We start from the raw sequence: 21,861 nt of genomic DNA on the forward strand, positions 1-21,861 counted from the left end.
TTGCTCCGGCGTTTTTGCGTTAAGCCGGTGACATGAACATCAGCGGATCGAAATTCGGCATAGTCGGAGGTGGCATTGGCGGCCTCGCGGCTGCTTTGACCTTGCGACAGCGCGGCGCCGTGGTGACCGTGTTTGAGCAGGCACCAGAATTGACCGAGGTTGGCGCGGGCCTTCAGATCAGCGCCAACGGGATGGCTGTGCTGCGTGCGCTGAAGGTTGTTGCGGACACGCCCGAGGCTGGGCTTTTGTCCCATGGAACGGTCCTTCGTGATTACCGGGCAGGGCGGCTGGTCTGCAAAATCGTGCCACCCTCTGCCGGGCCTACCTATTATTACCATCGCGCTGACCTGCTTGATCTTCTCTACAAAGCGGCGGTTCAAAAAGGGGTAGAGTTTCACCTTGGTGCGCGTGTGGAACGGGTGCGAAAGCACCCGTCCGAGGCCGAAATTACCCTCGATACGGGGGCGAGATTTCGGGTTGATTGTGCAGTCGCCGCGGACGGCGGCCAAAGTGCAATTCGTGCTGACCTGACTGGCAGGGAAACACCGAAATTCACACATCAGGTTGCCTGGCGCGCGACGATTCCATGGGACCGGCGCAACAAGAACCCTTGCGCGGTGCTAACCATGGGGCCGGGACGGCATGTAGTGACGTATCCTTTGCGCGATCAGACCCTGATGAACATCGTGGCAATCGAAGAGAGGTCTGACTGGCAGGAAGAAGGCTGGCGTCTGCGCGGTGATCCAGAAGAGCTGAGGGCGCGATTTGCAGGTTTTGGCGGCTTGGTCAAAGAGATTTTGCAAGAGGTTCAGGACCCGAATATCTGGGCATTGTTCCTGCGCCCTGTTGCTGAATGCTGGCAGAATGGGCGTGTGGCGCTTTTGGGCGACGCAGCTCATCCAACGCTGCCTTTCATGGCCCAAGGTGCTTGCCTTGCACTAGAAGATGCCTGGACTCTGGGGCGGTCTTTCGAAGAACAATCCGGCGTTTCGCAAGCACTGGCCGCCTATGAAGCGACCCGTCGCCAGCGGGCAACTCGGGTGGTCGCTGCCGCTGGAGCCAACGCGCGCAACTTCCATCTACGTGGCCCTATGCGTGTCGGGGCGCAACTGGCGTTGATGGCAGTTGGATCGCGGTTGGGCCGAAAATATGATTGGATCTATGAGTTCGATGCCACGGCTTAGCCGATTACAGATCTAGATCTATCCAAACCGGAACATGATCTGAAGGTTTTTCGTGCCCCCGAATTTCGGAATCGATTTTGCAATCGCGCAAAAGGTCAGCGGCCTGAGGGGTCAGAAGGAAATGATCAATACGAATCCCGTCATTTCGGTTCCACGCACCCGCTTGATAATCCCAGAATGAATAATGTTCCGGACCTTGCGTGCCAGCGCGAAAGGCCTCGGTGAAGCCGAGATTCAGAATTTTCCGAAATGCGGCCCGGCTTTCAGGGCGAAACAATGCATCCTCGCGCCAGGCATCGGGACGCGCTGCGTCTTCGGCCTGGGGAATGATGTTGTAATCACCTGCCATCAGAGCGGGTTCTTCACTGTTCATCAGGTCGCGGGCCCGATGATAGAGTCGCTCCATCCAGGAAAGTTTGTAGTCGTATTTTGGCCCCGGGGTGGGGTTGCCGTTTGGCAGATAGAGCCCGCAGATACGCAGTGCCTGTTTGCCGACGACCGTGGCCTCGATCCAGCGGGCCTGTTCATCCTCATCATCACCGGGCAAACCCCGCGAGACGTCCTCGAGCGGTAGCTTCGACAGAATGGCAACGCCGTTAAAGCTTTTCTGCCCGTGCGTTTCCACGTTGTACCCGCGCGCCTCAAAGATCTCTCTGGGGAAGTTATCGTCGACTGACTTGATCTCTTGCAGCAGCACAACATCGGGCTGGGCATCATCCAGCCAACGCGGCAATGCTTCGGCCCGCGCCTTGATGCCGTTGATGTTGAATGTGGCGATTTTCATGCGCGGCCCTCCGACAGTCCTTGGCAACCTATCGCCCAGAACGGGCCCAACGGCAAGGCGGAGAACAGGTTTGCGAGGCGCTGCCTCGCGCTCCGAGGTATTTTTGGCCAGATGAAGAAACGGACCGTTAACCAGAATCTCCGAAAATCAGCTGGCGGTACAGGCGGAGGCGCCGATGACCGCGCCAGGTGAAGCTCTCCGGTCTAGAAATCGGAGAGCGGATCCTTGCTTCATCTGGCTAGAAATACCTTGGGGGTGTGGGGGTGAAACCCCCACGGGTGATCACATTGAAAACGAAGTGCCGCAGCCGCAGGAGGAGGTGGCGTTTGGGTTTTCGATCACAAAGCGTGCGCCGATCAGTTCTTGTGTGAAATCAATCACCGCATTTTCAAGAAACGGCAGTGAGATTGCGTCGACAATGACCTTCTGCCCCTTACCCTCAAGAACCAAATCGTCGTCTTTGGGTTTGTCCAATGCAATTTCGTACTGAAAGCCCGAACACCCGCCGCCTTCGACAGCGACACGCAGGGCTTGACCCTGATCGGCTGCGCCGATCTCGGCAAGGCGGTCAAAGGCGCGTTCTGTAACTGTCGGGGGCAGATTCATGCCAAACTCCAAAGGTTTATTTCTTAACCACTCTACCATATAGAAAGCCCAAGGACAGGCGACAAGGACAGACCGTTGGACAGAGCAGGTTTTGCCTCGAATCCCGACCGCGCAAGAGGGCGGTTGGTGCCAGAGGAAGAAAGCAGTTTCCGGTCATGCTTTCAGCGCGACCGGGACCGGATCATTCATGCCAGCGCCTTTCGGCGGCTCAAGCACAAGACCCAAGTTTTTGTTGAGCACGAAGGGGATAGTTATCGAACGCGGTTGACCCATTCCATCGAGGTCGCGCAGGTGGCGCGGACGATTGCCAGGGCTTTGGGTTTGAATCCAGAACTGACCGAAGCGGTGGCTCTGGCCCATGATCTTGGCCACACGCCGTTCGGACATACTGGCGAGGATGCCTTGCATGAGATCATGCAGCCGTATGGCGGGTTCGATCATAACGCGCAGGCCATTCGGATCGTCACCCGGCTCGAGCGTCATTATGCCGAGTTCGATGGGTGCAACCTTACGTGGGAAACCCTGGAAGGCATTGCAAAACACAATGGACCGGTAGAAGGGGCTTTGCCTTGGGCGCTGGCGGAATGCAATGCGGCTTTTGATCTGGAACTGTACACGCACGCAAGCGCAGAGGCGCAGGTGGCGGCCTTGTCTGACGACATCGCCTATAACAATCATGACCTGTTGGACGGGCTGAGGGCGGAGTTGTTCAGCGACGAGGACATTCAGCGACTGCCGATCGTGGGCGACTGTTATGCGGAGGTGGATCGCAAGTACCCGGGCCTCGACCCCTATCGCCGTCGGCATGAGGCATTGCGGCGGGTGTTTGGGGTTATGGTGTCGGACGTGATCGACACGTCTCGGGCTCTGATCGCAGGGTCCGGTGCCCAGAGCGTCGAAGAGATCCGGCATCTTGGCTATCCGGTCATTCAGTTCTCAACAGGCCTTTGGGCGCAACTGAAGGAAATTCGCGCTTTCCTGTTTTCGCGGATGTACAGGGCGCCGTCGGTGATGACGGTGCGCGCCGAGGTCAGCAAAGTGGTCGAGGATTTGTTTCCAATCTACCTTGGCGATCCGAAGCAAATGCCCGCGCGCTGGCACGCGGACATTGAAGAGGCTGAGGATGAGACTGCCTTAGCCCGGATCGTATCGGACTATATTGCCGGGATGACCGACAGGTTTGCGCTACAGGATCATGCCAGACTGACTGGCCACCCGATACCGGCGGATCACTCGACCCCGATATAGGCCAAAGCCCAGACTTGTTGGCCCGTCTGATCCTGCGCCGCCTCAGCGTCGTCGGTGGGTGGGAAGACGATCATCGTTGGGCCATACCCTCCGATCCCCATGGGGGCGCCGTCGGCGTGGGTGGCGAGGATAGGCTGATAGGTCGAGATACTATGCCAGGGAATTTCGGCTTGATACCCGTCCATTGCCATCGGTTTGGCCGTCTTACCTTCGGCACCGGCTATGACCATCACATCCGACAAAAGCGGGCCGCTAAAGGTGATGTCGCGCTGGTTGTCCTCGGTGCCGTAGGGAATTGTGATCTCGACCTGATCCAAACTATCCATCAATGTCGCGTCAAAGCCAGCTGCCCCGTCATGGGTGACCTCCAGATATCCCAGCAAGCCGCCGTCCTCTGCACCGCGTGCGGGCAGGTTGGTTTTCTCAACCGAGCCGCCGAGCGTTATCAGCACATGGCCTTGCGGGGCGGGCATTTCTGCAAAAGCGGGCAGGGCGGTCGACAAGAGCAGGCACAGGGGCAGGGCAAGGCGCATAGGAATCTCCGTTTAGATAGATATGACCGACCTTAGCGGCGGCGGCTCTTATTCCAAGCGCATTCTGGCGCCGTCCATTGACCTTGCTGCACCGCGTGGTAAACCGCCGGGCAAGCAAAAGGACATTCGAAATGAACCTGTTTTCCGAGATCCGCAGCCTCGTGCTGGACGCGCTAGCACAGATGCAGTCCGAAGGCGCGCTGCCCGAAGGGCTGAGCTTTGACAACGTGGCCGTTGAACCGCCGCGCGATGCGGCGCATGGCGACATGGCGACGAATGCGGCTATGGTGCTGGCAAAGCCCACCAAGATGAAACCGCGCGACATTGCCGATGCGCTGGCCGGAAAGCTGGCCGAGGATAACCGGATCACCAGTGCCGAGGTTGCCGGGCCGGGGTTCTTGAACCTGCGGTTGGCGCCATCGGTCTGGCAGAGTGTACTGGCTGCGGTGCTGCAACAGGGCACGGACTATGGCCGCTCGACCATGGGGCATGGGCAGAAGGTCAACGTGGAATACGTCTCGGCCAACCCGACCGGCCCCTTGCATGTGGGTCATACGCGGGGCGCGGTGTTCGGAGATGCGCTGGCAAGCCTGCTGGCCTATTCCGGCCATAACGTGACTCGTGAATACTACATCAATGATGGCGGCGCGCAGGTGGATGTTCTGGCACGCTCGGCTTACGAACGGTATCGCGAGGCAAACGGGCTGAGCCCCGAGATTGCCGAAGGCCTGTATCCTGGCGACTATCTGATCCCGATTGGTGAGGCGCTGAAAGAGAAATACGGTGACAGCCTGATCGACAAACCGGAAAGCGACTGGCTGGAAGAACTGCGCGAGTTTTCGACAGACGCGATGATGGACCTGATCCGCGCCGACCTGAAGGCGCTGGGCGTTGAGATGGATGTGTTCTTCTCGGAAAAGTCGCTCTATGGCACGGGTCGGATTGAAGCTGCGTTGCAATCCCTGACCGACAAGGGCCTGATCTATGAGGGCGTGCTGGAGCCGCCCAAGGGCAAAAAGCCCGAAGATTGGGAACCACGTGAGCAGACCCTGTTCAAATCGACCGAGCATGGCGACGACGTGGATCGCCCGGTCAAGAAATCGGACGGGAGCTGGACCTATTTTGCCCCGGATATCGCCTATCACTATGACAAAGTGACCCGTGGGTTTGACGCGTTGATCGATGTGTTCGGCGCTGACCACGGTGGCTATGTCAAACGGATGAAGGCCGCAGTATCGGCTCTGTCCGATGGCAAGGTACCGCTGGATATCAAGCTAACCCAGTTGGTGAAACTGTGGAAGAACGGCGAGCCGTTCAAGATGTCCAAGCGGGCAGGGAACTTCGTCACATTGCGTGATGTGGTCGATCAGGTTGGCCCGGATGTGACCCGTTTCGTGATGCTGACCCGCAAGAATGACGCTGCCCTGGATTTTGACTTCGACAAGGTGTTGGAACAAAGCCGCGAGAACCCCGTTTTCTACGTCCAATATGCCCATGCCCGCGTGATGAGTGTTTTGCGCCGTGCAGCTGAGGCCGGGATCGACGCGCAGGACCCAACGCTGAAAAGCGCCAATCTAGGCAAGATCGACCATGCCTCTGAGCTGACTGTTGCCAAGAAGCTGGCCGAATGGCCGCGTCTGGTTGAGATCGCCGCGCGCACCAATGAGCCGCACCGGGTTGCCTTCTATCTATATGAACTTGCAGGGGATTTCCACGCGCTTTGGAACAAGGGCAACGATGAGACCCAGCTGCGGTTTATTCAGGATGGCGATGTTGCCACAAGCCAGTCAAAAATCGCACTGGCCCGGTCCGTTTCTGTTGTGATTTCAGCAGGCTTGGGTATTCTTGGCGTTACCCCGGCGCAGGAGATGCGGTGAACAACACCGTCCGAACCGCCGGTACGAGGTAGGCAAGAAATGACCCGCGCGCCTTATTTTCGGCGCTAAACGGGCGGTGAGGCGGACATGGCAAGTTACGATTACCCGGGGCAAATGCGCCCCGAGCAGATGCATTATACGAATCAAGCTCATCCTCAGGATGGGAATGACCTCCCTAATGACTTGCACGGATATGACGAAACGCCCCATCCCGCGGGTTTGGGTCGTATTGTTAGTGCTCTGGGTGCCGTTGCATCATTGGCGCTGGTCGCTGGCATCGGTGTTTGGGGTTACAATTTGGTAATGCGCGATGTGAGTGGCGTGCCGGTTGTTCGGGCCTTAGATGGACCAATGCGTATTCAGCCGGATAGCCCGGGTGGCACCCCTGCGGATCATCAGGGTTTGGCCGTGAACACGGTTGCGGCAGTGGGCACAGCAGCGCCGCCTGCTGATCGGCTGATCCTTGCACCGCGCCCGGTTTCCCTGACAGATGAAGATACTCCGGTGGCACCGTTGCAACCGACACCTGCCGTACATGTGGTCCAGGAAAACGTCTCTGACCGGACGGCCACACAGATGCGCCAGGGCGCGGTTGATGCACTGGTTGCTGAACTGGCGGGAGAGGCGGAAAATTCCGATCAGGTTGGCGAGCAAAGTTTTCAGTTGGCCTCTTTGACCATCCCCGAGGAAGAGCCTGCTATTGATCCGGCTGATCTGGCTGCATCGCAACCGGACCCAGAACTGGCGGCTTTGCCTGGTGTGCGCCGGTCGCTGCGCCCGGTCCTGCGCCCCGCTGGCGGTGTGCGCAGCGCAATTACGTCAAACAGCACTACCGAAGACGCGATCAACGCGGCGGTCAAAGCTGCGGTCGGCTTGGATGTGGATCCTGAAACTCTGACCAAGGGCACCCGTATGGCCCAGCTTGGCGCCTATGAAAATTCGGACGTCGCGCGCTCGGAATGGGATCGTATGAATGGACGATTCGGGGATTATATGGATGGAAAACAGCGTGTTATACAGAAAACCTCAAGCGGTGGGCGAACCTTCTATCGTCTTCGGGTTCTGGGGTTTGACGATCTGAGCGACTCGCGTCAATTCTGTGCCGCTTTGCAGGCCGAAGGCGCTGATTGCATTCCGGTTGCCGCGCGGTGAATTTCGGCGCAGTCATTACGGACGCTGAAGGTCTGCGCCTGACGCCTGATGAGAAAAAACTGTTCCGAGAGATGAACCCATTCGGGTTCATTCTGTTTGCCCGTAATATCGAGTCTGCGGATCAGGTGCGCGCCCTATGCGACGATTTCCGCGAGGCTGTGGGGCGAAACTGCCCGATCACTGTTGATCAAGAGGGTGGACGCGTGCAACGACTGCGCACACCGCTGGCACGGGAATGGATGCCGCCGCTGGATCACGTGGCCCAGAGCGGAGAGCAGGCCGAACGTGCCATGTATCTGCGCTATCGTCTGATTGCGAATGAACTGTTCGAGCTTGGGATCGACAGCAACTGCGCCCCCATGGTGGATCTGGCCCGGAACGAGACGCATCCGTTCCTTAAAAACCGCTGCTATGGGTCTGATCCCAAAAGGGTTTCCCGGATCGGTCGTGCGGTTGCCGAGGGGCATTTGGATGGCGGTGTATTGCCGGTGCTCAAACACATGCCGGGTCATGGTTTGTCCACGCTGGACAGCCATCATGACCTGCCCCATGTCGATCTGACGCAAGAGGACCTGACCGAGGCCGATTTCGGCCCGTTTCGGGATTTGAACGATCTGCCGATGGGGATGACGGCGCATCTGGTCTATGACCGGATTGACCCTCAACCTGCTACGATTTCTCGGACCATGATCAGCCTGATCCGCAAAACGATCGGGTTTGGCGGGCTGATCATGACGGATGATATCTCGATGAAGGCCCTCAGCGGAAATCCAGAAGAGATTGCCAATCAGGCGCTAGCTGCAGGGTGCGATGTGGTTTTGTACTGCAACGGCTCTTTTGATGCCCGTGCTAAGGTGCTGAGCACCGCCGGAAAGATGTCCGAACAGGCACAGAAACGCGCTAAACGCGCGTTGGCGATGCGCAAAGCCCCGCAGGAACTTGACATCCAAGCCGCCGAAGCCGAACTTTCTCGCCTAATGGGCGGGCAGGTGTATGTCGGATAATCTTTTTAGCGAAGACCCCGTCTCGGTCGCGGATCGCCTTGCGGCAGAGGCATTGATCGTAGATGTCGACGGGTTCGAAGGCCCGCTCGATGTTCTGCTGATGTTGTCCCGCACGCAAAAGGTAGATCTGCGCAAAATATCGGTTCTGGCGCTGGCGCAGCAATACTTGTCCTTTGTTGAAAAGGCACGGGCGCTGCGGATCGAACTGGCCGCCGACTATCTGGTGATGGCGGCATGGCTGGCCTTTCTGAAATCGCGCTTGCTGCTGCCTCCGGATCCGAATGACGAAGGCCCCTCTGGCGAAGAACTGGCCGCGCATCTGGCATTTCAGCTCGAGCGGCTTCAGGCCATGCGTGATGCCGCCGCCCGTTTGATGGGGCGCGATCAGCTGGGGCGCGATTTCTTCAAACGCGGGCAGGGCGAGGATGTCACGCGCATCCGCACCGTGACCTATTCCGCCACTCTGCTGGACCTGATGCAGGGCTATGCCCGCATTCGCACCCGTGATGAATTCCGCCCCTTTGTCATGGACCGTGACGCCGTATTCACGATGGAACAGGCGCTGGAACGTATGCGCCCGCTGATCGGCTTTGCCGGGGCCTGGACGGATATGGAGACCTATCTGCCCGAGGGCTGGGATGCCGACCCGGTGCGCAGGCGGTCCGCGACGGCGGCTACTTTTGCGGCCTCACTTGAGTTGGTGAAAGAAGGACATATGGAAATACAGCAGAGCGAAACTTTTGCTCCGATACAGCTACGCAAGAGGACCCAATCCCGTGACTGACGCGCCTCAGGAAGAAGGTACCGGCACCCTGTTCGAAGCTCCGCCTATGGCCGAGCAGGAACGCATGGTTGAGGCCGTGTTATTCGCCAGCGCCGAGCCGGTGACGATCGCCGATCTAGAAGTGCGGATGCCCCATGGCAGCGACGCGTCACAGGCGGTGGATATGCTTAAGAAACGCTATGAAGGGCGTGGTGTTCGTGTGGTTCAGGTTGGTGAATCCTGGGCCATTCGCACTGCCCCAGACTTAGGTTTTCTGATGCAAAAAGAAACGGTTGAAACCCGCAAACTCAGCCGGGCCGCGATCGAAACGCTGGCGATCGTGGCATATCATCAACCCTGTACACGTGCCGAGATCGAAGAAATTCGCGGCGTATCGGTCTCGCGCGGGACCATCGACCAACTTTTGGAGATGGAGTGGATCAGATTGGGTCGTCGTCGCATGACGCCGGGCCGTCCGGTGACTTTCGTGGTGACTCCGCAGTTTTTGGATCACTTTGGGCTGGAGAACGCCAGGGATTTGCCGGGGTTGAAAGAATTGCGCGCTGCCGGTTTGCTGGAGAACAGACCGCCTCCGGGAACGATCCCACTAGGAGAGGGGCAGGAAGACGAAGATCAAACCGAACTGTTCGAGGAAGAGTGATCACGGGGCCCTTTTGTTGCCGCACAAATCGACTATTTAGAGGCCTGGAAATCGGAGTTGAGCAATGAATGCCAATCGTATCATTGACATGATCGTGCGACAGGTCATGCGGCGGCTTGTCACCAAAGGGGTGGACAAGGGGTTCGACATGGCCAACCGCGTGGGCCAGAAGTCGGGGCAAGAGCAGCAACCGGATAAGAGCTCTGATGCGTCTGGCCAGTTGCAGGCGGGTGGAAACCGCCAGCGTCAAAATATGCGTCAAGCCCAGCGAGTGGCCAATCAGATGCGCCGGTTTATCCGGTTCTGATCAGGTTACCGCTTTGAAGTGCTTGGACAGTTTCAATCCTTGTCCCTGATAGTTCGAGGCGATGCCTGCACCATAAAGCTGCGTGGGCATTTCTGACATCCGCTCGTACACCAGCCGCCCGACGACTTGGCCGTGCTCCAACACAAATGGGGCCTCGTGACAGCGGACTTCCAACACTCCGCGTGATCCTTCGCCACCTGCGGCGGCATGGCCAAAACCGGGATCGAAGAAACCGGCATAATGCACCCGGAATTCCCCGACCATCGCCAGATAGGGGGCCATTTCAGCCGCATACATCGGCGGGATATGCACCGCCTCGCGGCTGACCAGAATGTAAAACGCACCGGGGTCGAGGATGATGCGCCCATCGGTGGTACGCACCTCTTCCCAATATTCCTGAGGGTCGTATTCGCCAATCCGGTCCAGATCAATGACACCGGTATGAGGCTTGGCGCGGTAGCCCACCAAATCGGTGTCGGGAAGCCGCAGGTCCACCGAGAACCCGAGCCCGTCCTGAATGACAGCGGGGCCATCGACCAGCGGGGATTCGGCGTGCAGGGCGCTTAGATCGGTATCGCTCAGCACGGCCTGTCCCTCCCGGAACCTGATCTGGTTCAGCCGCATTCCCGGACGCACCAGAACCGAGAATGAGCGGGGGCAGATCTCGGCATACAAGGGGCCGGTATAGCCTGCAGGCACCCGGTCAAACTCGGTCCCGCCATCGGTGATCGTGCGCGTCAGAAGATCCAGCCGCCCGGTCGAGCTTTTTGCATTGGCGGCCGCGCTCAGCCCCTGGGGCAGGGCCAGCGATTCCATCAACGGCACTAGATAGACACAGCCCTTTTCCAGCACGGCACCTTCAGAGATATCGATGCGGTGCATCTCAAATTCCGACAAACGTTCGGCTACGGTGCGACCTTCGCCTGCCAGAAACGAGGCACGTACCCGGTAAGCTACTGTACCTAAACGCAAATCAAGGCTGGCGGGTTGAATCTGGGCGGGGATGACCTCTGGGCTTGCGGTAATCTCACCGCGCGCGATCATCGCCTCTATCTGCTGGTTCGGGCATACGCCGGTCATTCCGATCCCCCCTGATGCCAGAGCGGGATCTGGCCTGTGTGCCATAAACGTCGGTGTGATTTGGTCGGGCTAGCAGGACTCGAACCTGCGACCTTCCGTCCCCCAGACGGACGCGCTACCAGGCTGCGCCATAGCCCGACGTTGAGGTGTTCATAAAGACTTTCCCGGCGGGGGCAAGAGGAAATCATCGCCTTTTTTCTTATCCCGCCGATCGGTTTTCTATTCGGTTCAACACGCTGCGCAGCTCTTGCGCGATGGGCGCTATCTGGCTGAGCAACTGGTCATCGAATACGTCTCGGGTCCAGGCCAATGTCGCGATCCCACCCAACAAGGGCGAGGCGTCGGGACAAGACGGCTGGGCTTGGGCCGCAGGCTCAGCTTTTGGCGGAGCGGGGGCAGGGGTCGGTTCGGGTTTTTGCGCGTCGCCAAGATCCAGATGTATCTGCTCTTGCGGGGGGGCTGGCTTGGCCGTGAATGGCACAACGACATTTGCATCGGGTGAGGGTTCAAGATTCGCCATTTCATCCAGGCCCTGGGACACTGAAGAAACATGCGCCACGCCCTGTTCACGCAAGATGCGCTGTACGCCTTTGATGGTGATCCCATCCTCATGCAAAAGCTTCTTGATGCCGCCCAGCAGGCGCATATCGTTGGGGCGATAATATCGGCGCCCACCGGCCCGTTTTACCGGTTTCACCTGATTGAAGCGGCTTTCCCAGAATCGCAGAACATGCGGCTGCACACCCAACCAGTCCGCAACTTCACTGATGGTGCGAAAGGCGTCTGGGGACTTGCTCATATTCGTGCCGTCCTGATCTTATTTGCGGTTCCCTGCGGCGACGCGATCTTTCATCAGATGCGACGGGCGGAAGGTGAGAACACGGCGAGGCTGAATTGGAACTTCTTCGCCTGTCTTGGGATTGCGGCCGATACGAGCTGTCTTGTCCCGAACACTGAACGTTCCAAAAGACGAGATCTTCACCTGTTCACCGCGCACCAATGCGTCGGACATATGGTTCAGAACGCTCTCGACCAGTTGCGCGCTTTCATTGCGTGAAAGGCCAACTTCACGAAATACGGCCTCGCTCAGATCCATTCGGGTCAGTGTTTTGTCGCTCATGCCAATTCCCCTGTTGCTATCAGAGCATAGGGTCAGGGCAAATTCGCTGTCAATATCAATGAATTGCGGGCGAGTGTGTAAGCTGAATTGCGCTTGTTACCACCGCAAGAGGACTGAGCCCCAGGCCAATCCACCTCCGATTGCCTCCGTGACCAGCAGATCACCCTGTTTGAACTGCCCACGCTGTTTCGCAACAGACATTGCCAGGGGAATAGATGCGGCCGAGGTATTTCCGTGGTCCTGCAGGGTAACGACAACGTGTTCCATAGGAACGCCCAATTTCTTGGCTGTGCCCTGAATGATTCTAATGTTCGCCTGATGCGGTACGATCCAATCCACATCTTCATGGCTTAGCCCAGCCTTCTCGAGGCAGGTTTCTGCGGTAGAGGTCAGACGTTCAACTGCCTGCCGAAACAGCTGGTTTCCTTTCATCCGCAGATAGCCTGTGGACTGGGTCGAGACGCCTCCATCCACATAGAGCAGGTCCTTATAGCGCCCGTCCGAGTTCAGGTCGGTTGCCAGAATGCCCCGATCGTCCGAGGTTCCCGCGCCCTCATGCTGTTCAAGGATTATCGCTCCGGCGCCGTCGCCGAACAACACGCAGGTCGACCGGTCGGTCCAGTCCATGATACGAGAGAACGTCTCGGCGCCGATGACCAGCACGCGTTTGGCCTGGCCTGACACGATCAGCGCATTGGCATTGGTCATGGCATAGACGAATCCGGCGCAAACCGCCTGTACGTCAAAGGCGAAGCCTTTGGTCATGCCAAGCTGCGATTGAACCATTGTTGCGGCAGAGGGAAACGTCAGGTCAGCGGTCGATGTTGCAAGAATAATCGCATCAATATCATCTGCCTCCAGACCCGCATCGACCAGTGCGGCACTGGCAGCCTTTGTAGCCATAATCGAAGTGGTTTCGTCTTCCGCTGCAAAATGCCGGCGTTCGATCCCGGAACGTGTCCGTATCCACTCATCAGACGTATCGAGCGTTTCTTCGAACTCGGAATTCGGGACGATGCGCTCTGGCAAATAGTGCCCGACACCAACTATAATTGAACGGCCTGCCATGCTGGGGTACTGCCTTTTTTGTTATTCACCGGCCTTCGACGGCGTGTCTGCGGCATCTTGTGCAAGCTCGGCTGTCGATGCAACCCGTGCTGCCAATTTTTCGGCGAAGCCGGACTCGGCCAGGGTAAAGGCCAGCTTTACAGCGGCTGACACGCCGGTCGAGTCTGCACCACCATGTGATTTGACGACGGTTCCGTTCAGGCCAAGGAAAACCCCACCATTCACGCGCCGAGGATCAATTCGTTTCTTCAACCGCTGCAAAGATGTGATTGCAAGGATCGAGGCCAGTCGTGAGAGCGGAGAATATTTGAACGCCTCGCGCAGAAGATCTCCGATCAGGCTGGCTGTGCCTTCTCCGGTCTTGATGGCGACGTTGCCTGTAAACCCGTCTGTTATAATGACATCGGCTTTGTCTCCCGGGATGTCGCTGCCTTCGACAAAACCCACAAAGTCAAAGCTGGCCTGATCCGCAAAATCCGAGATCATGCCATGCGCTTCTTTTAGCTCGGCGCGCCCTTTATGTTCCTCGGTGCCCACATTCAAAAGGCCGATCCGGGGACGTTCCAACGCCATGCCGTTTCGGGCATAAGAGGCACCCATCAAAGCATATTGCAGCAGGTCCTTGGCGTCCGCGCGCACATCGGCGCCTACGTCCAGCATTACATTGAAGCCCTGCGGATTGCGCGAGGGCCACAAAATAGCGATTGCCGGGCGGTTTACCCCCGGCAGCTTACGTAGACGCATCATCGACAGGGCCATCAATGCGCCGGTGTTGCCACAGGAGACCGCGCCATGGGCTTCACCCTGACGTACCGACTCCAGTGTGGACCACATCGAAGTTTGCTTACCGTGCCGGACGACCTGGCTGGGCTTGTCCTCCATCGTGACCACATCGGGACAATCACGAAAAACGACGCGCCCGTTCAGGACACGCCGTTTTGCGACAAGTTTGCGCAACATGGCCTCAGGCCCGTGCAAGATGAACGCGATATCGGGGTTCTTATCCGCCGATTTGGCGATCCCCGCCACAACAGCAGCGGGCCCCGAATCTCCGCCCATTGCGTCAACCGAGATGGTAATCCGTCCGGCGTGCGTGGGCTGTTCTGTCATGCTTGGCCTGCGCTTTTAGGGCTTAGGCCGCGTCTTCGTCCAGGTCGATTTCGTCGGCCTGAGCGACGACTTCGCGGTCATCATAGTGGCCGCAGGACGCGCAGACGTGGTGCGGGCGCTTCAGCTCACCACAGTTGGCGCATTCGTTCGGGTTTGCAGCAACCAGAGCGTCGTGCGCGCGGCGGTTGTTGCGACGCGACTTGGAAACTTTGTTCTGTTGGACAGCCATGGTCTCAACCTTTGTCTACTAAGGGCCGGCAGATTCGCTGCGGGCCAGGTTTCATTCTTCGTTTTTCTCGTGGTTTGACGCGCGTTTAGGGGACGGGCCCCGCGATGTCCAACCCAAATTCCGATGAGCGCGCGAAAATACTGCGATTCTCAGCATGTTCAAGCGATTTTTCTGAGCGCCTGCTATGACAGGATTTCAGGCCCGTGTCACTCGTCTTTTTTCAGTGCATCGCGCAGCCCGGCCAAGCCCGCAAAGGGTTTGACATCTTCATCCGTTATTGCCTGTTTGCCGGGTTCGGTAAAGCCCGCCTGTTCCAATTCGGCACCTTCTTTCCGGGGATACTGGGGCAGGGCAAGTGCCAGCGCTTCGGACATGACCTCGGTCAGAACGATTTCGGTCCCTAGCGGCTCAGATTCGTCACCTTCCGGGATTTCGAACTCTTCCTCGTCAGGGTTTGTCCAATCTGACAGAAACATCCGGGTCACCGGAATGTCGATCCGCGTGGTAACCGGTGTCAGCGTCACGACACAGGGTTGAATCACGGTTGCCCCCAGTTTTCCTGAAAGCGCCCAATCACGCTTTCCATGCGCACGCACCTCGCCGACAAAACTCAGCTTACGTAGCCCAAGCAGGCTCAACTCGTTCTTTAAGACATCCAACTCCTGTGCGTCAGGGCGAATTTCAAAGGGCGTCGGTGCGTTCTGAGGCAGGTCGGCGACCCTTAAAGATGTCTGGTTGCTCATACGTGGCCCTTTCGTGTGTTGAACCGGGGTGGCGGTTTGATGTAATCGGATAGGGGCCGCACGGTCCCAAGGCAAGAGGGTGTGAATGTTGAAAGTTATGAGCAGGTTGAAACCAGCGTCCAGAACGCTCGTATTTGCGGCCTGTCTGACCGCTGCTGGTGCGTGTGCTCCGGTCTTCAAGAAACACGGATATGTCCCCACAGCCGAGGACCTGGCCGAAATTCAGGTGGGTGTAGATACACGTGAAAGCGTACTCGAATCCGTTGGCGCGCCCAGTACTTCAGGCGTCGTTCGCGATTCCGGCTTTTATTATGTGACATCACGCGTTCGTCATTATGGTCCGAAACGACCGAAAATCGTCTCGCGCGAGCTTGTGGCGATCAGCTTCGATGACCGAGGTGTCGTGCGCAATATTGAACGCTTTGGCCTTGAGGATGGAAACGTTGTGACGCTGGATCGTCGTATTACCGAATCCTCAGTTCAGAACCGTGGGTTCTTGCGGCAGCTGCTTGGCAATATCGGCAACTTCAACCCGGCAAACATTCCTGGCGCGACCAACTAATTCATAGTCACGTCTTGTCAACTTCACAGGGCGGTCACAAATCCTGTGTTATTGACCCTGCAAGACGAAACAGGTCAGCAACCCAGGAGGATGCGACCATGGCACTATTGCTCGGCAAGGGCCGGTACCGTGCGCGTCAGGCGCAAACACCGCAGGATGTTGCGGCGGCACAGTGTCTTCGAACACTGGCTTTCGGGACTGATCAGGTGGATCAGGATGAGTTCGACAGCCGTTGTACGCATATTCTGGTCGAGGATATGCGTGCCAACGGTAAACTCGTGTGCTGCTTTCGCTTGTTGATGATGGAGCGCGGGGCCGAGATTGGCCAAAGCTATTCCGCCCAGTTCTATGACCTCTCGGCACTTGAAGGGTTTAAGGGGCGTATGGTCGAGATGGGGCGCTTTTGCGTGCATCCTGGTCGAAACGACCCAGACATTCTGCGTGTTGCCTGGGGGGCGATGACTGCATTTGTCGATCAGAATAATGTTGAGATGCTGTTTGGCTGCTCTTCGTTTGCGGGTACAGAAACGGCGGAATATCTTGATGCTTTTGCGATGTTGAAACATCGCCATCTGGCCCCGAAACGCTGGTTGCCACGGGTCAAGGCCCCAGATGTTTTCCGGTTCGCCGCGAGATTGCGTCGGCGCCCGGATGCCAAAAAAGCCATGATGCGCATGCCCCCTTTGCTGCGTACTTACTTGATGATGGGCGGCTGGGTCAGTGACCACGCAGTCGTTGACCGTCACATGAACACTTTGCATGTCTTTACCGGCCTCGAAATCTGCGCCATTCCGCCCGCACGTAAACGTTTGCTGCGGGCCGTTGCCGGGTAATCGCCGTTGACGGCTCGACGCTGCGGGGTTAGCTGGCGGGCATGGCAAGAATCCCTTTATTGCAGATGTCCGGCATTTCCCTGACTTTCGGGGGCGATCCGGTTTTTTCAGACCTTGATCTGGTGGTTCAACCAGGCGACCGCGTCGCTCTGGTTGGGCGGAACGGATCCGGCAAGTCAACTTTGATGAAGGTGATGGCCGGTTTGGTGGAAGCGGACAAGGGCGAGATTGTAATTCCCCCGGGTAAGTCAGTCGGTTACATGGAGCAAGACCCCGGAATGGAAGGGTTTGCTACGCTCGGCGACTATGCCTCCAGCGGGTTAGAGCCGGGTGAACTTTACAAAGTCGAACGCGCAGGCGAAGGGCTGAAATTCGACCCGGCGCGCGCTGTTGAGACGGCCTCGGGCGGTGAACGCCGCCGTGCCGCGCTGGCCAAGCTGATGGGCGAAGCCCCGGATTTGATGCTGCTGGACGAGCCGACCAACCATCTTGACATCGAAGCCATCGCCTGGCTCGAGCGTGAGCTGGGATCGACACGGACGGCCTATGTGCTGATCTCACACGACCGTGCCTTTCTGCGCGCCTTGACCCGCGCGACGCTATGGATCGATCGTGGGGCGGTCCGACGGCAGGAGCAGGGGTTTACGGCATTCGAGGCTTGGCGCGACAAGATCTGGGAGGAAGAGGACCAGCAACGTCATAAGCTGAACCGTCTGATCAAGTCCGAGGCGCGATGGGCCGTCGAGGGCATCAGCGCCCGTCGCAAGCGCAACCAGGGTCGGGTCCGAGCCCTGCAGGATCTTCGGTCCGAAAAAGCCGCACAGATCAAACGTCAGGGATCGGCCGCGATGACCCTTGAGGCTGGACCAAAATCAGGGCGAAAAGTGTTTGAAGCCAAAGGCCTATCCAAGTCTTTTGGTGATCATCAGATCGTGCGCAACTTTGACCTGTTGGTACAGCGGGGCGACCGCGTGGCCTTTGTTGGCCCAAACGGCGTCGGCAAGACAACATTGCTGAAAATGCTGTTGGGACAAGAGAACCCGGATGAGGGTTCGGTCACGCTGGGCACCAATCTTGAGATTGCAGTATTCGACCAGGCCCGCGCGCAGCTCGACCCCGAAATGAGCCTTTGGGACAGCCTGACTGGCGACCCCGAGATGCGTGTTTCCGGCAAGGCTGATCAGGTGATGGTGGGTGGCCAACCCAAGCATGTGGTCGGCTACCTCAAGGAGTTTCTGTTTGACGAGGGGCAGGCCAGAGCAGCCGTTAAGTCACTGTCAGGTGGGGAAAAAGCCCGTTTGCTGCTGGCAAAGCTGATGGCCAAACAGTCGAACCTGCTGGTATTGGACGAGCCGACCAACGATCTGGATGTGGAAACACTGGATCTGTTGCAGGAACTGCTGGACGATTATGACGGCACCGTTTTGCTGGTCAGTCACGACCGCGATTTCTTGGACCGTGTGGCCGCAACGACCATCGCGATGGAGGGTAACGGCCGTGCAACCGTCTATGCCGGGGGGTGGTCGGACTACCTCGCTCAGCGCGGCGAGGTGTCTGATAAGAAAGAAGTAAAAACAAAATCTTACAAGCCAAAGGTAAAGCATGAGGCGCAACCGAAACTGGGGCTATCATTTTCAGAGAAACACCGTCTTGAGAAATTGCCTGCCGAGATTGAGCGGCTTGAGGCGGAAATCGGAAAGCTTGAAGAGCTGATGTCCGATCCTGAGCTTTTCAGCCGTGAACCTGTTAAGTTTCAGAAAGCGACCGAGGCTTTGGTCGAGCGGCAGGAAAAGCTGGCCGCAGCCGAGGAAGAGTGGCTGATCCTCGAGGAAAAGGCCGAGGGCGCCTAGATCAGCTTTCGGGCTGTGGCCGGCTATCCGACCACAGTTCATTTGAGCGAGCTGTTTTCATCGGTAGGTGATCAGCCACGCTCAGCGCATTCGCAGCGCGCCGTCGATACGGATGACCTCGCCGTTCAGGTAACCCATTTCGACGATGAACCCGGCCAGTCGCCCGTATTCGCGGGGGTCGCCAAGGCGCACAGGGTTGGGAACGTCAGAGGCCAGTTGTTGCTGCACCTCTTCGGGCAGACCGGCCAGCATCGGAGTCATAAAGATTCCGGGTGCGATGGTCATCACGCGGATACCGGACGCGGCTAGATCCCGTGCCACGGGCAGTGTCATACCCACCACACCGCCTTTCGAAGCGGCATAGGCAGCCTGACCCTTTTGCCCATCAAAGGCGGCAATTGAAGCCGTGTTGATGATAACCCCACGCGCGCCATCCGGTTCTGGGTCGTTCTTTGCCATTTCCGCGGCTGCAAGGCGTGAAACGTTGAATGTACCCACAAGGTTGATGTCGATCGTGCGCTGAAATGCATCAAGCGGGTGCGGGCCATCCTTGCCTACGGTTTTCATGCCAACCGCGATTCCGGCGCAATTCACTGCCGCGTTGATCGCTCCCATCTTCTCGCGGGCATGGGCGATGGCCGCGGCCACGGATGTTTCATCGGTTACATCCGTCTGGGCGAAATGCCCGCCAATTTCTGTTGCGATCTGGCTGCCTCGGTCCGCATCCCGGTCCAGAATGGTTACCTGTGCATTGTTTTCTGCAAAAAAGCGGGCCGTTGCCTCACCCAGCCCCGAGGCGCCTCCGGTGACAATGGCTGCGGTGGTCGACAGGTGCATCTGGATCTCCTTCCAAAAGATATGAACATACGTTCATTTAATATCAGCAAAGGGACAGTGTCCATAGGGGGGCGTCGGGCAGGCGGCCCTTCCTCAAGGCTTTCTCAGGTCAGCTTCAGGCGTTCTTAATGTTGGGATCTCAAATCGACACTGAACGCAATCGAGCGTCTGGGTGGCGCATTTGAGGAGGACAAACTATGCGAATTGGAACCAAATCAGGGCTTTCCGCTTTGGTTGCCGCTCCGTTTCTGGGGATTATGGCGGCTGGAAGTGCGGCCGCTGCACCAGAGGTCTGCAACTGGAAAACGGCGCGGAATGCTGCAAACAGCGGCGATTATGCGACCATGTGTGAGTGCACGCAGGTAACCCCCAGCTTTCTGGAGCGCTTGCAGAAACGTGCGGATTTCGAAACCACATTGCGAAACACATCCGCTCAATGCCCGGGGTTGGCCGCCTTGTTGACCGACTTTCCGACAGCATCGATCGTAAGCGCGGCAAATGCGGGCGAAGATCGCAGTTCGGACCCAAGCCGTCCGGTCACGCCGGTTGGCGGCGGTGGAACTGGGTCCGACGGGGCGGGCGGTAACGGTCCCGGCAACGGCGGCGGCGATGATCCGGGTGGCGATAACCCGGGCGATGATCCGGGCAACGGTGGCGGGGATGATCCCGGTGACGACAACCCAGGTGATGATCCCGGCAATGGTGGTGGCGATGGCCCCGGCAAACCCGGAAATGGCAATGGTCCCGGCAAAGGGGGCAATGGTCCGGGTAAAGGCGGTAACGGCCCCGGAAATGGCAATGGAAACGCTGGGAACCCCGGCAATGGCGGGGGCAATAATGGCGGCTCTGGCCCCGGCACCGGAAACGGTGGAGGTAACAACGGCCACGGCGGAGGTCACGGTAATGGCGGCGGCGGCCATGGAAACGGCGGAGGCAAAGGGGGCAAGCGATAAGCCTGCAAGTGACGGATTTGCTCATGCAAAACAGAAACGGCCACCCAATTAGGTGGCCGTTTTTCTTTCAGAGGTCTTAGTTAACCCAACTGAACCAGCGCGTGCCGTTTCTTGCCGGCGCTTAGTTTGATTGGCGAGGACAAGGCGCCTGCGTCGATCATCAATCCCGCGTCTGTTAAAGAAGCGTCGTCCAGTTTGGCGCCGTTTTCTGCAATCAGGCGCTTGGCCTCTTTGCCAGATTTCGCCAGGCCAGACTGTACGATCAGTTGCACGATGGATATCGGCAAGTCTGCTTCGCCGACCGTTAGGGTCGGCAGATCGTCCCCGACGCCACCTTTTTCGAACACTTCGCGAGCGGTGGCCTCGGCGTTTGCCGCAGCCTCGGCCCCGTGCAGCAAGGAGGTGACCTCGTTTGCCAGGCGGATCTTGGCCTCGTTGATCTCGGACCCCTGCAATGCGCCAAGGCGGTCACACTCATCCACAGGCAGTTCGGTGTACAGCTTAAGGAACCGCCCAACATCCGCGTCGGTGGTGTTGCGCCAAAACTGCCAGAACTCATAGGGTGAGCGCATCTCGGCATTCAGCCAGACCGCACCGTCTTGCGATTTGCCCATCTTCTTGCCATCGCTGGTGGTCAGCAGGGGTGAGGTCAGGCCATAAATCTCGTTATCCAACACGCGACGGGTCAGGTCGATACCGTTGACGATATTGCCCCACTGATCGCTACCGCCAAGCTGTAGGACACAGCCATAGCGACGGTTCAGTTCAAGGAAGTCATAGGCCTGCAGGATCATGTAATTGAATTCGAGGAAGGACAGCGATTGCTCGCGGTCCAGCCGGGATTTCACCGATTCAAAGGCCAACATCCGGTTGACCGAGAAATGCCGGCCGATGTCGCGCAGGAAGTCGAGGTAATTTAGGTCGTCCAGCCACTCTTCGTTGTTCAGCATCAGTGCTGCGTTTTCTGCGCCGCTATCATAGTCGATATAGGCGGCAAACACCTTTCTGATGCCTGCGATATTGGCGTTGATCTGGTCCGGGCCCAGCAGGGGGCGCTCATCTGACCGGAAGGACGGATCGCCCACCTTCGTGGTGCCGCCGCCCATCAGGGTGATCGGCTTATGACCTGTTTTCTGGAACCAGCGAAGCATCATGATCTGGATCAGGCTGCCCACATGTAGGGACTTTGCCGTTGCATCAAACCCGATATACGCCGACTGACACCCGCTGATCAGCGCCTCGTCAAGGCCCTGATAATCGGTGCAGTCAGCCAGAAAGCCGCGCTCGATCATCGTGGCGATGAAATCCGATTTGGGGTGGTAGGTCATATCGTGCCCTTTGGGTTAATGTTGCGGGG

At 58.0% G+C, this 21,861-nt stretch carries 24 protein-coding genes and 1 tRNA gene; 12 read left to right on the forward strand and 13 right to left on the reverse strand.

All coding sequences use genetic code 11. The features are described from left to right. Positions 1-32 precede the first annotated feature (32 nt). Positions 33-1,184, forward strand: coding sequence for an FAD-dependent monooxygenase (locus tag AC2FIZ_RS01560; RefSeq protein ID WP_281994491.1), 1,152 nt, complete (start codon positions 33-35; stop codon positions 1,182-1,184). Positions 1,185-1,188: 4 nt separating this feature from the next. Here the strand turns inward: AC2FIZ_RS01560 and xth are convergent, their stop codons facing one another. After that, entirely contained in the window at positions 1,189-1,968 is a 780-nt protein-coding gene (xth, locus tag AC2FIZ_RS01565) for an exodeoxyribonuclease III (protein ID WP_281994492.1), read from the reverse strand. A 282-nt stretch (positions 1,969-2,250) separates the two neighbouring features. Then, complete coding sequence (locus tag AC2FIZ_RS01570) at positions 2,251-2,574, reverse strand: HesB/IscA family protein (protein WP_142633331.1); 324 nt, start codon at positions 2,572-2,574, stop codon at positions 2,251-2,253. A 75-nt stretch (positions 2,575-2,649) separates the two neighbouring features. On the opposite strand from AC2FIZ_RS01570, the gene AC2FIZ_RS01575 reads away from it, so the two are divergent. Further along, on the forward strand, positions 2,650-3,822 hold the full coding sequence (locus tag AC2FIZ_RS01575; protein ID WP_496790485.1) for a deoxyguanosinetriphosphate triphosphohydrolase: 1,173 nt from the start codon (positions 2,650-2,652) through the stop codon (positions 3,820-3,822). Here AC2FIZ_RS01575 and AC2FIZ_RS01580 read toward each other — a convergent pair. Continuing rightward, entirely contained in the window at positions 3,804-4,355 is a 552-nt protein-coding gene (locus tag AC2FIZ_RS01580) for a putative pterin-binding protein (protein ID WP_496790486.1), read from the reverse strand. The genes AC2FIZ_RS01575 and AC2FIZ_RS01580 overlap by 19 nt on opposite strands. A 131-nt stretch (positions 4,356-4,486) precedes the next feature. Here AC2FIZ_RS01580 and argS point away from each other — a divergent pair, with 131 nt between their 5' ends. From argS to AC2FIZ_RS01610, 6 genes are all read left to right on the forward strand, one after another. After that, positions 4,487-6,232: an arginine--tRNA ligase gene (argS, locus tag AC2FIZ_RS01585; protein WP_496790487.1), complete on the forward strand. Its 1,746-nt coding sequence runs from the start codon at positions 4,487-4,489 to the stop codon at positions 6,230-6,232. 87 nt (positions 6,233-6,319) lie between these two features. Continuing rightward, positions 6,320-7,384, forward strand: a complete 1,065-nt coding sequence (locus tag AC2FIZ_RS01590) for an SPOR domain-containing protein (protein WP_281994494.1) — start codon at positions 6,320-6,322, stop codon at positions 7,382-7,384. Continuing rightward, positions 7,381-8,388, forward strand: a complete 1,008-nt coding sequence (nagZ, locus tag AC2FIZ_RS01595) for a beta-N-acetylhexosaminidase (RefSeq protein WP_496790488.1) — start codon at positions 7,381-7,383, stop codon at positions 8,386-8,388. Before AC2FIZ_RS01590 ends, nagZ begins: the two co-directional genes overlap by 4 nt. Then, complete coding sequence (locus AC2FIZ_RS01600) at positions 8,378-9,172, forward strand: segregation and condensation protein A (RefSeq protein WP_142633343.1); 795 nt, start codon at positions 8,378-8,380, stop codon at positions 9,170-9,172. The genes nagZ and AC2FIZ_RS01600 overlap by 11 nt, the downstream gene beginning before the upstream one ends. Continuing rightward, positions 9,165-9,812, forward strand: coding sequence for an SMC-Scp complex subunit ScpB (gene scpB / locus AC2FIZ_RS01605; RefSeq protein WP_271947486.1), 648 nt, complete (start codon positions 9,165-9,167; stop codon positions 9,810-9,812). Before AC2FIZ_RS01600 ends, scpB begins: the two co-directional genes overlap by 8 nt. A 64-nt stretch (positions 9,813-9,876) precedes the next feature. Continuing rightward, a complete protein-coding gene (locus tag AC2FIZ_RS01610; RefSeq protein ID WP_281994497.1) occupies positions 9,877-10,119 on the forward strand; it encodes a hypothetical protein in 243 nt (80 codons plus the stop codon). On the opposite strand, the gene AC2FIZ_RS01615 is transcribed toward AC2FIZ_RS01610, so the two are convergent. The 8 genes from AC2FIZ_RS01615 to AC2FIZ_RS01650 form a co-directional block, all read right to left on the reverse strand. Continuing rightward, entirely contained in the window at positions 10,120-11,199 is a 1,080-nt protein-coding gene (locus tag AC2FIZ_RS01615) for a 2'-deoxycytidine 5'-triphosphate deaminase (protein WP_281971964.1), read from the reverse strand. 61 nt (positions 11,200-11,260) lie between these two features. After that, a tRNA-Pro gene (locus AC2FIZ_RS01620) sits at positions 11,261-11,337 on the reverse strand. Positions 11,338-11,398: 61 nt separating this feature from the next. Further along, positions 11,399-11,998: a MerR family transcriptional regulator gene (locus tag AC2FIZ_RS01625; protein ID WP_281994499.1), complete on the reverse strand. Its 600-nt coding sequence runs from the start codon at positions 11,996-11,998 to the stop codon at positions 11,399-11,401. A gap of 18 nt (positions 11,999-12,016) precedes the next feature. Continuing rightward, the gene (ihfA, locus tag AC2FIZ_RS01630) at positions 12,017-12,319 is read right to left on the reverse strand and encodes an integration host factor subunit alpha (protein ID WP_037316145.1); all 303 of its coding nucleotides are present in this window, start codon (positions 12,317-12,319) and stop codon (positions 12,017-12,019) included. Between the two features lie 96 nt (positions 12,320-12,415). Continuing rightward, positions 12,416-13,387 (reverse strand): beta-ketoacyl-ACP synthase III, encoded by a 972-nt coding sequence (locus AC2FIZ_RS01635; RefSeq protein ID WP_281994500.1) that lies wholly within the window; start codon positions 13,385-13,387, stop codon positions 12,416-12,418. A 21-nt stretch (positions 13,388-13,408) separates the two neighbouring features. After that, complete coding sequence (plsX, locus tag AC2FIZ_RS01640; protein WP_142633356.1) at positions 13,409-14,497, reverse strand: phosphate acyltransferase PlsX; 1,089 nt, start codon at positions 14,495-14,497, stop codon at positions 13,409-13,411. 22 nt (positions 14,498-14,519) lie between these two features. Continuing rightward, positions 14,520-14,726, reverse strand: coding sequence for a 50S ribosomal protein L32 (gene rpmF, locus AC2FIZ_RS01645; protein WP_037316137.1), 207 nt, complete (start codon positions 14,724-14,726; stop codon positions 14,520-14,522). Between the two features lie 206 nt (positions 14,727-14,932). Further along, positions 14,933-15,469: a YceD family protein gene (locus AC2FIZ_RS01650; protein WP_281994501.1), complete on the reverse strand. Its 537-nt coding sequence runs from the start codon at positions 15,467-15,469 to the stop codon at positions 14,933-14,935. Between the two features lie 85 nt (positions 15,470-15,554). On the opposite strand from AC2FIZ_RS01650, the gene AC2FIZ_RS01655 reads away from it, so the two are divergent. From AC2FIZ_RS01655 to AC2FIZ_RS01665, 3 genes are all read left to right on the forward strand, one after another. Then, the gene (locus tag AC2FIZ_RS01655; RefSeq protein WP_142633360.1) at positions 15,555-16,031 is read left to right on the forward strand and encodes an outer membrane protein assembly factor BamE; all 477 of its coding nucleotides are present in this window, start codon (positions 15,555-15,557) and stop codon (positions 16,029-16,031) included. 98 nt (positions 16,032-16,129) lie between these two features. After that, positions 16,130-16,864 carry a GNAT family N-acetyltransferase gene (locus AC2FIZ_RS01660; protein WP_496688333.1) on the forward strand — a complete coding sequence of 245 codons (735 nt, stop codon included), beginning with the start codon at positions 16,130-16,132 and terminating at the stop codon, positions 16,862-16,864. A gap of 41 nt (positions 16,865-16,905) precedes the next feature. After that, positions 16,906-18,714, forward strand: a complete 1,809-nt coding sequence (locus AC2FIZ_RS01665) for an ABC-F family ATP-binding cassette domain-containing protein (protein ID WP_496790490.1) — start codon at positions 16,906-16,908, stop codon at positions 18,712-18,714. Positions 18,715-18,795: 81 nt separating this feature from the next. Here AC2FIZ_RS01665 and AC2FIZ_RS01670 read toward each other — a convergent pair whose 3' ends face one another. Next, positions 18,796-19,551 (reverse strand): 3-hydroxyacyl-CoA dehydrogenase, encoded by a 756-nt coding sequence (locus AC2FIZ_RS01670; RefSeq protein ID WP_496790491.1) that lies wholly within the window; start codon positions 19,549-19,551, stop codon positions 18,796-18,798. Positions 19,552-19,748: 197 nt separating this feature from the next. On the opposite strand from AC2FIZ_RS01670, the gene AC2FIZ_RS01675 reads away from it, so the two are divergent. Continuing rightward, positions 19,749-20,504, forward strand: a complete 756-nt coding sequence (locus AC2FIZ_RS01675; RefSeq protein ID WP_496688329.1) for a hypothetical protein — start codon at positions 19,749-19,751, stop codon at positions 20,502-20,504. Between the two features lie 80 nt (positions 20,505-20,584). Here AC2FIZ_RS01675 and tyrS read toward each other — a convergent pair whose 3' ends face one another. Next, positions 20,585-21,832, reverse strand: a complete 1,248-nt coding sequence (gene tyrS / locus AC2FIZ_RS01680; RefSeq protein ID WP_142633369.1) for a tyrosine--tRNA ligase — start codon at positions 21,830-21,832, stop codon at positions 20,585-20,587. Positions 21,833-21,861 lie beyond the last annotated feature (29 nt).

The organism is Ruegeria sp. CDSB022 (assembly GCF_059611145.1).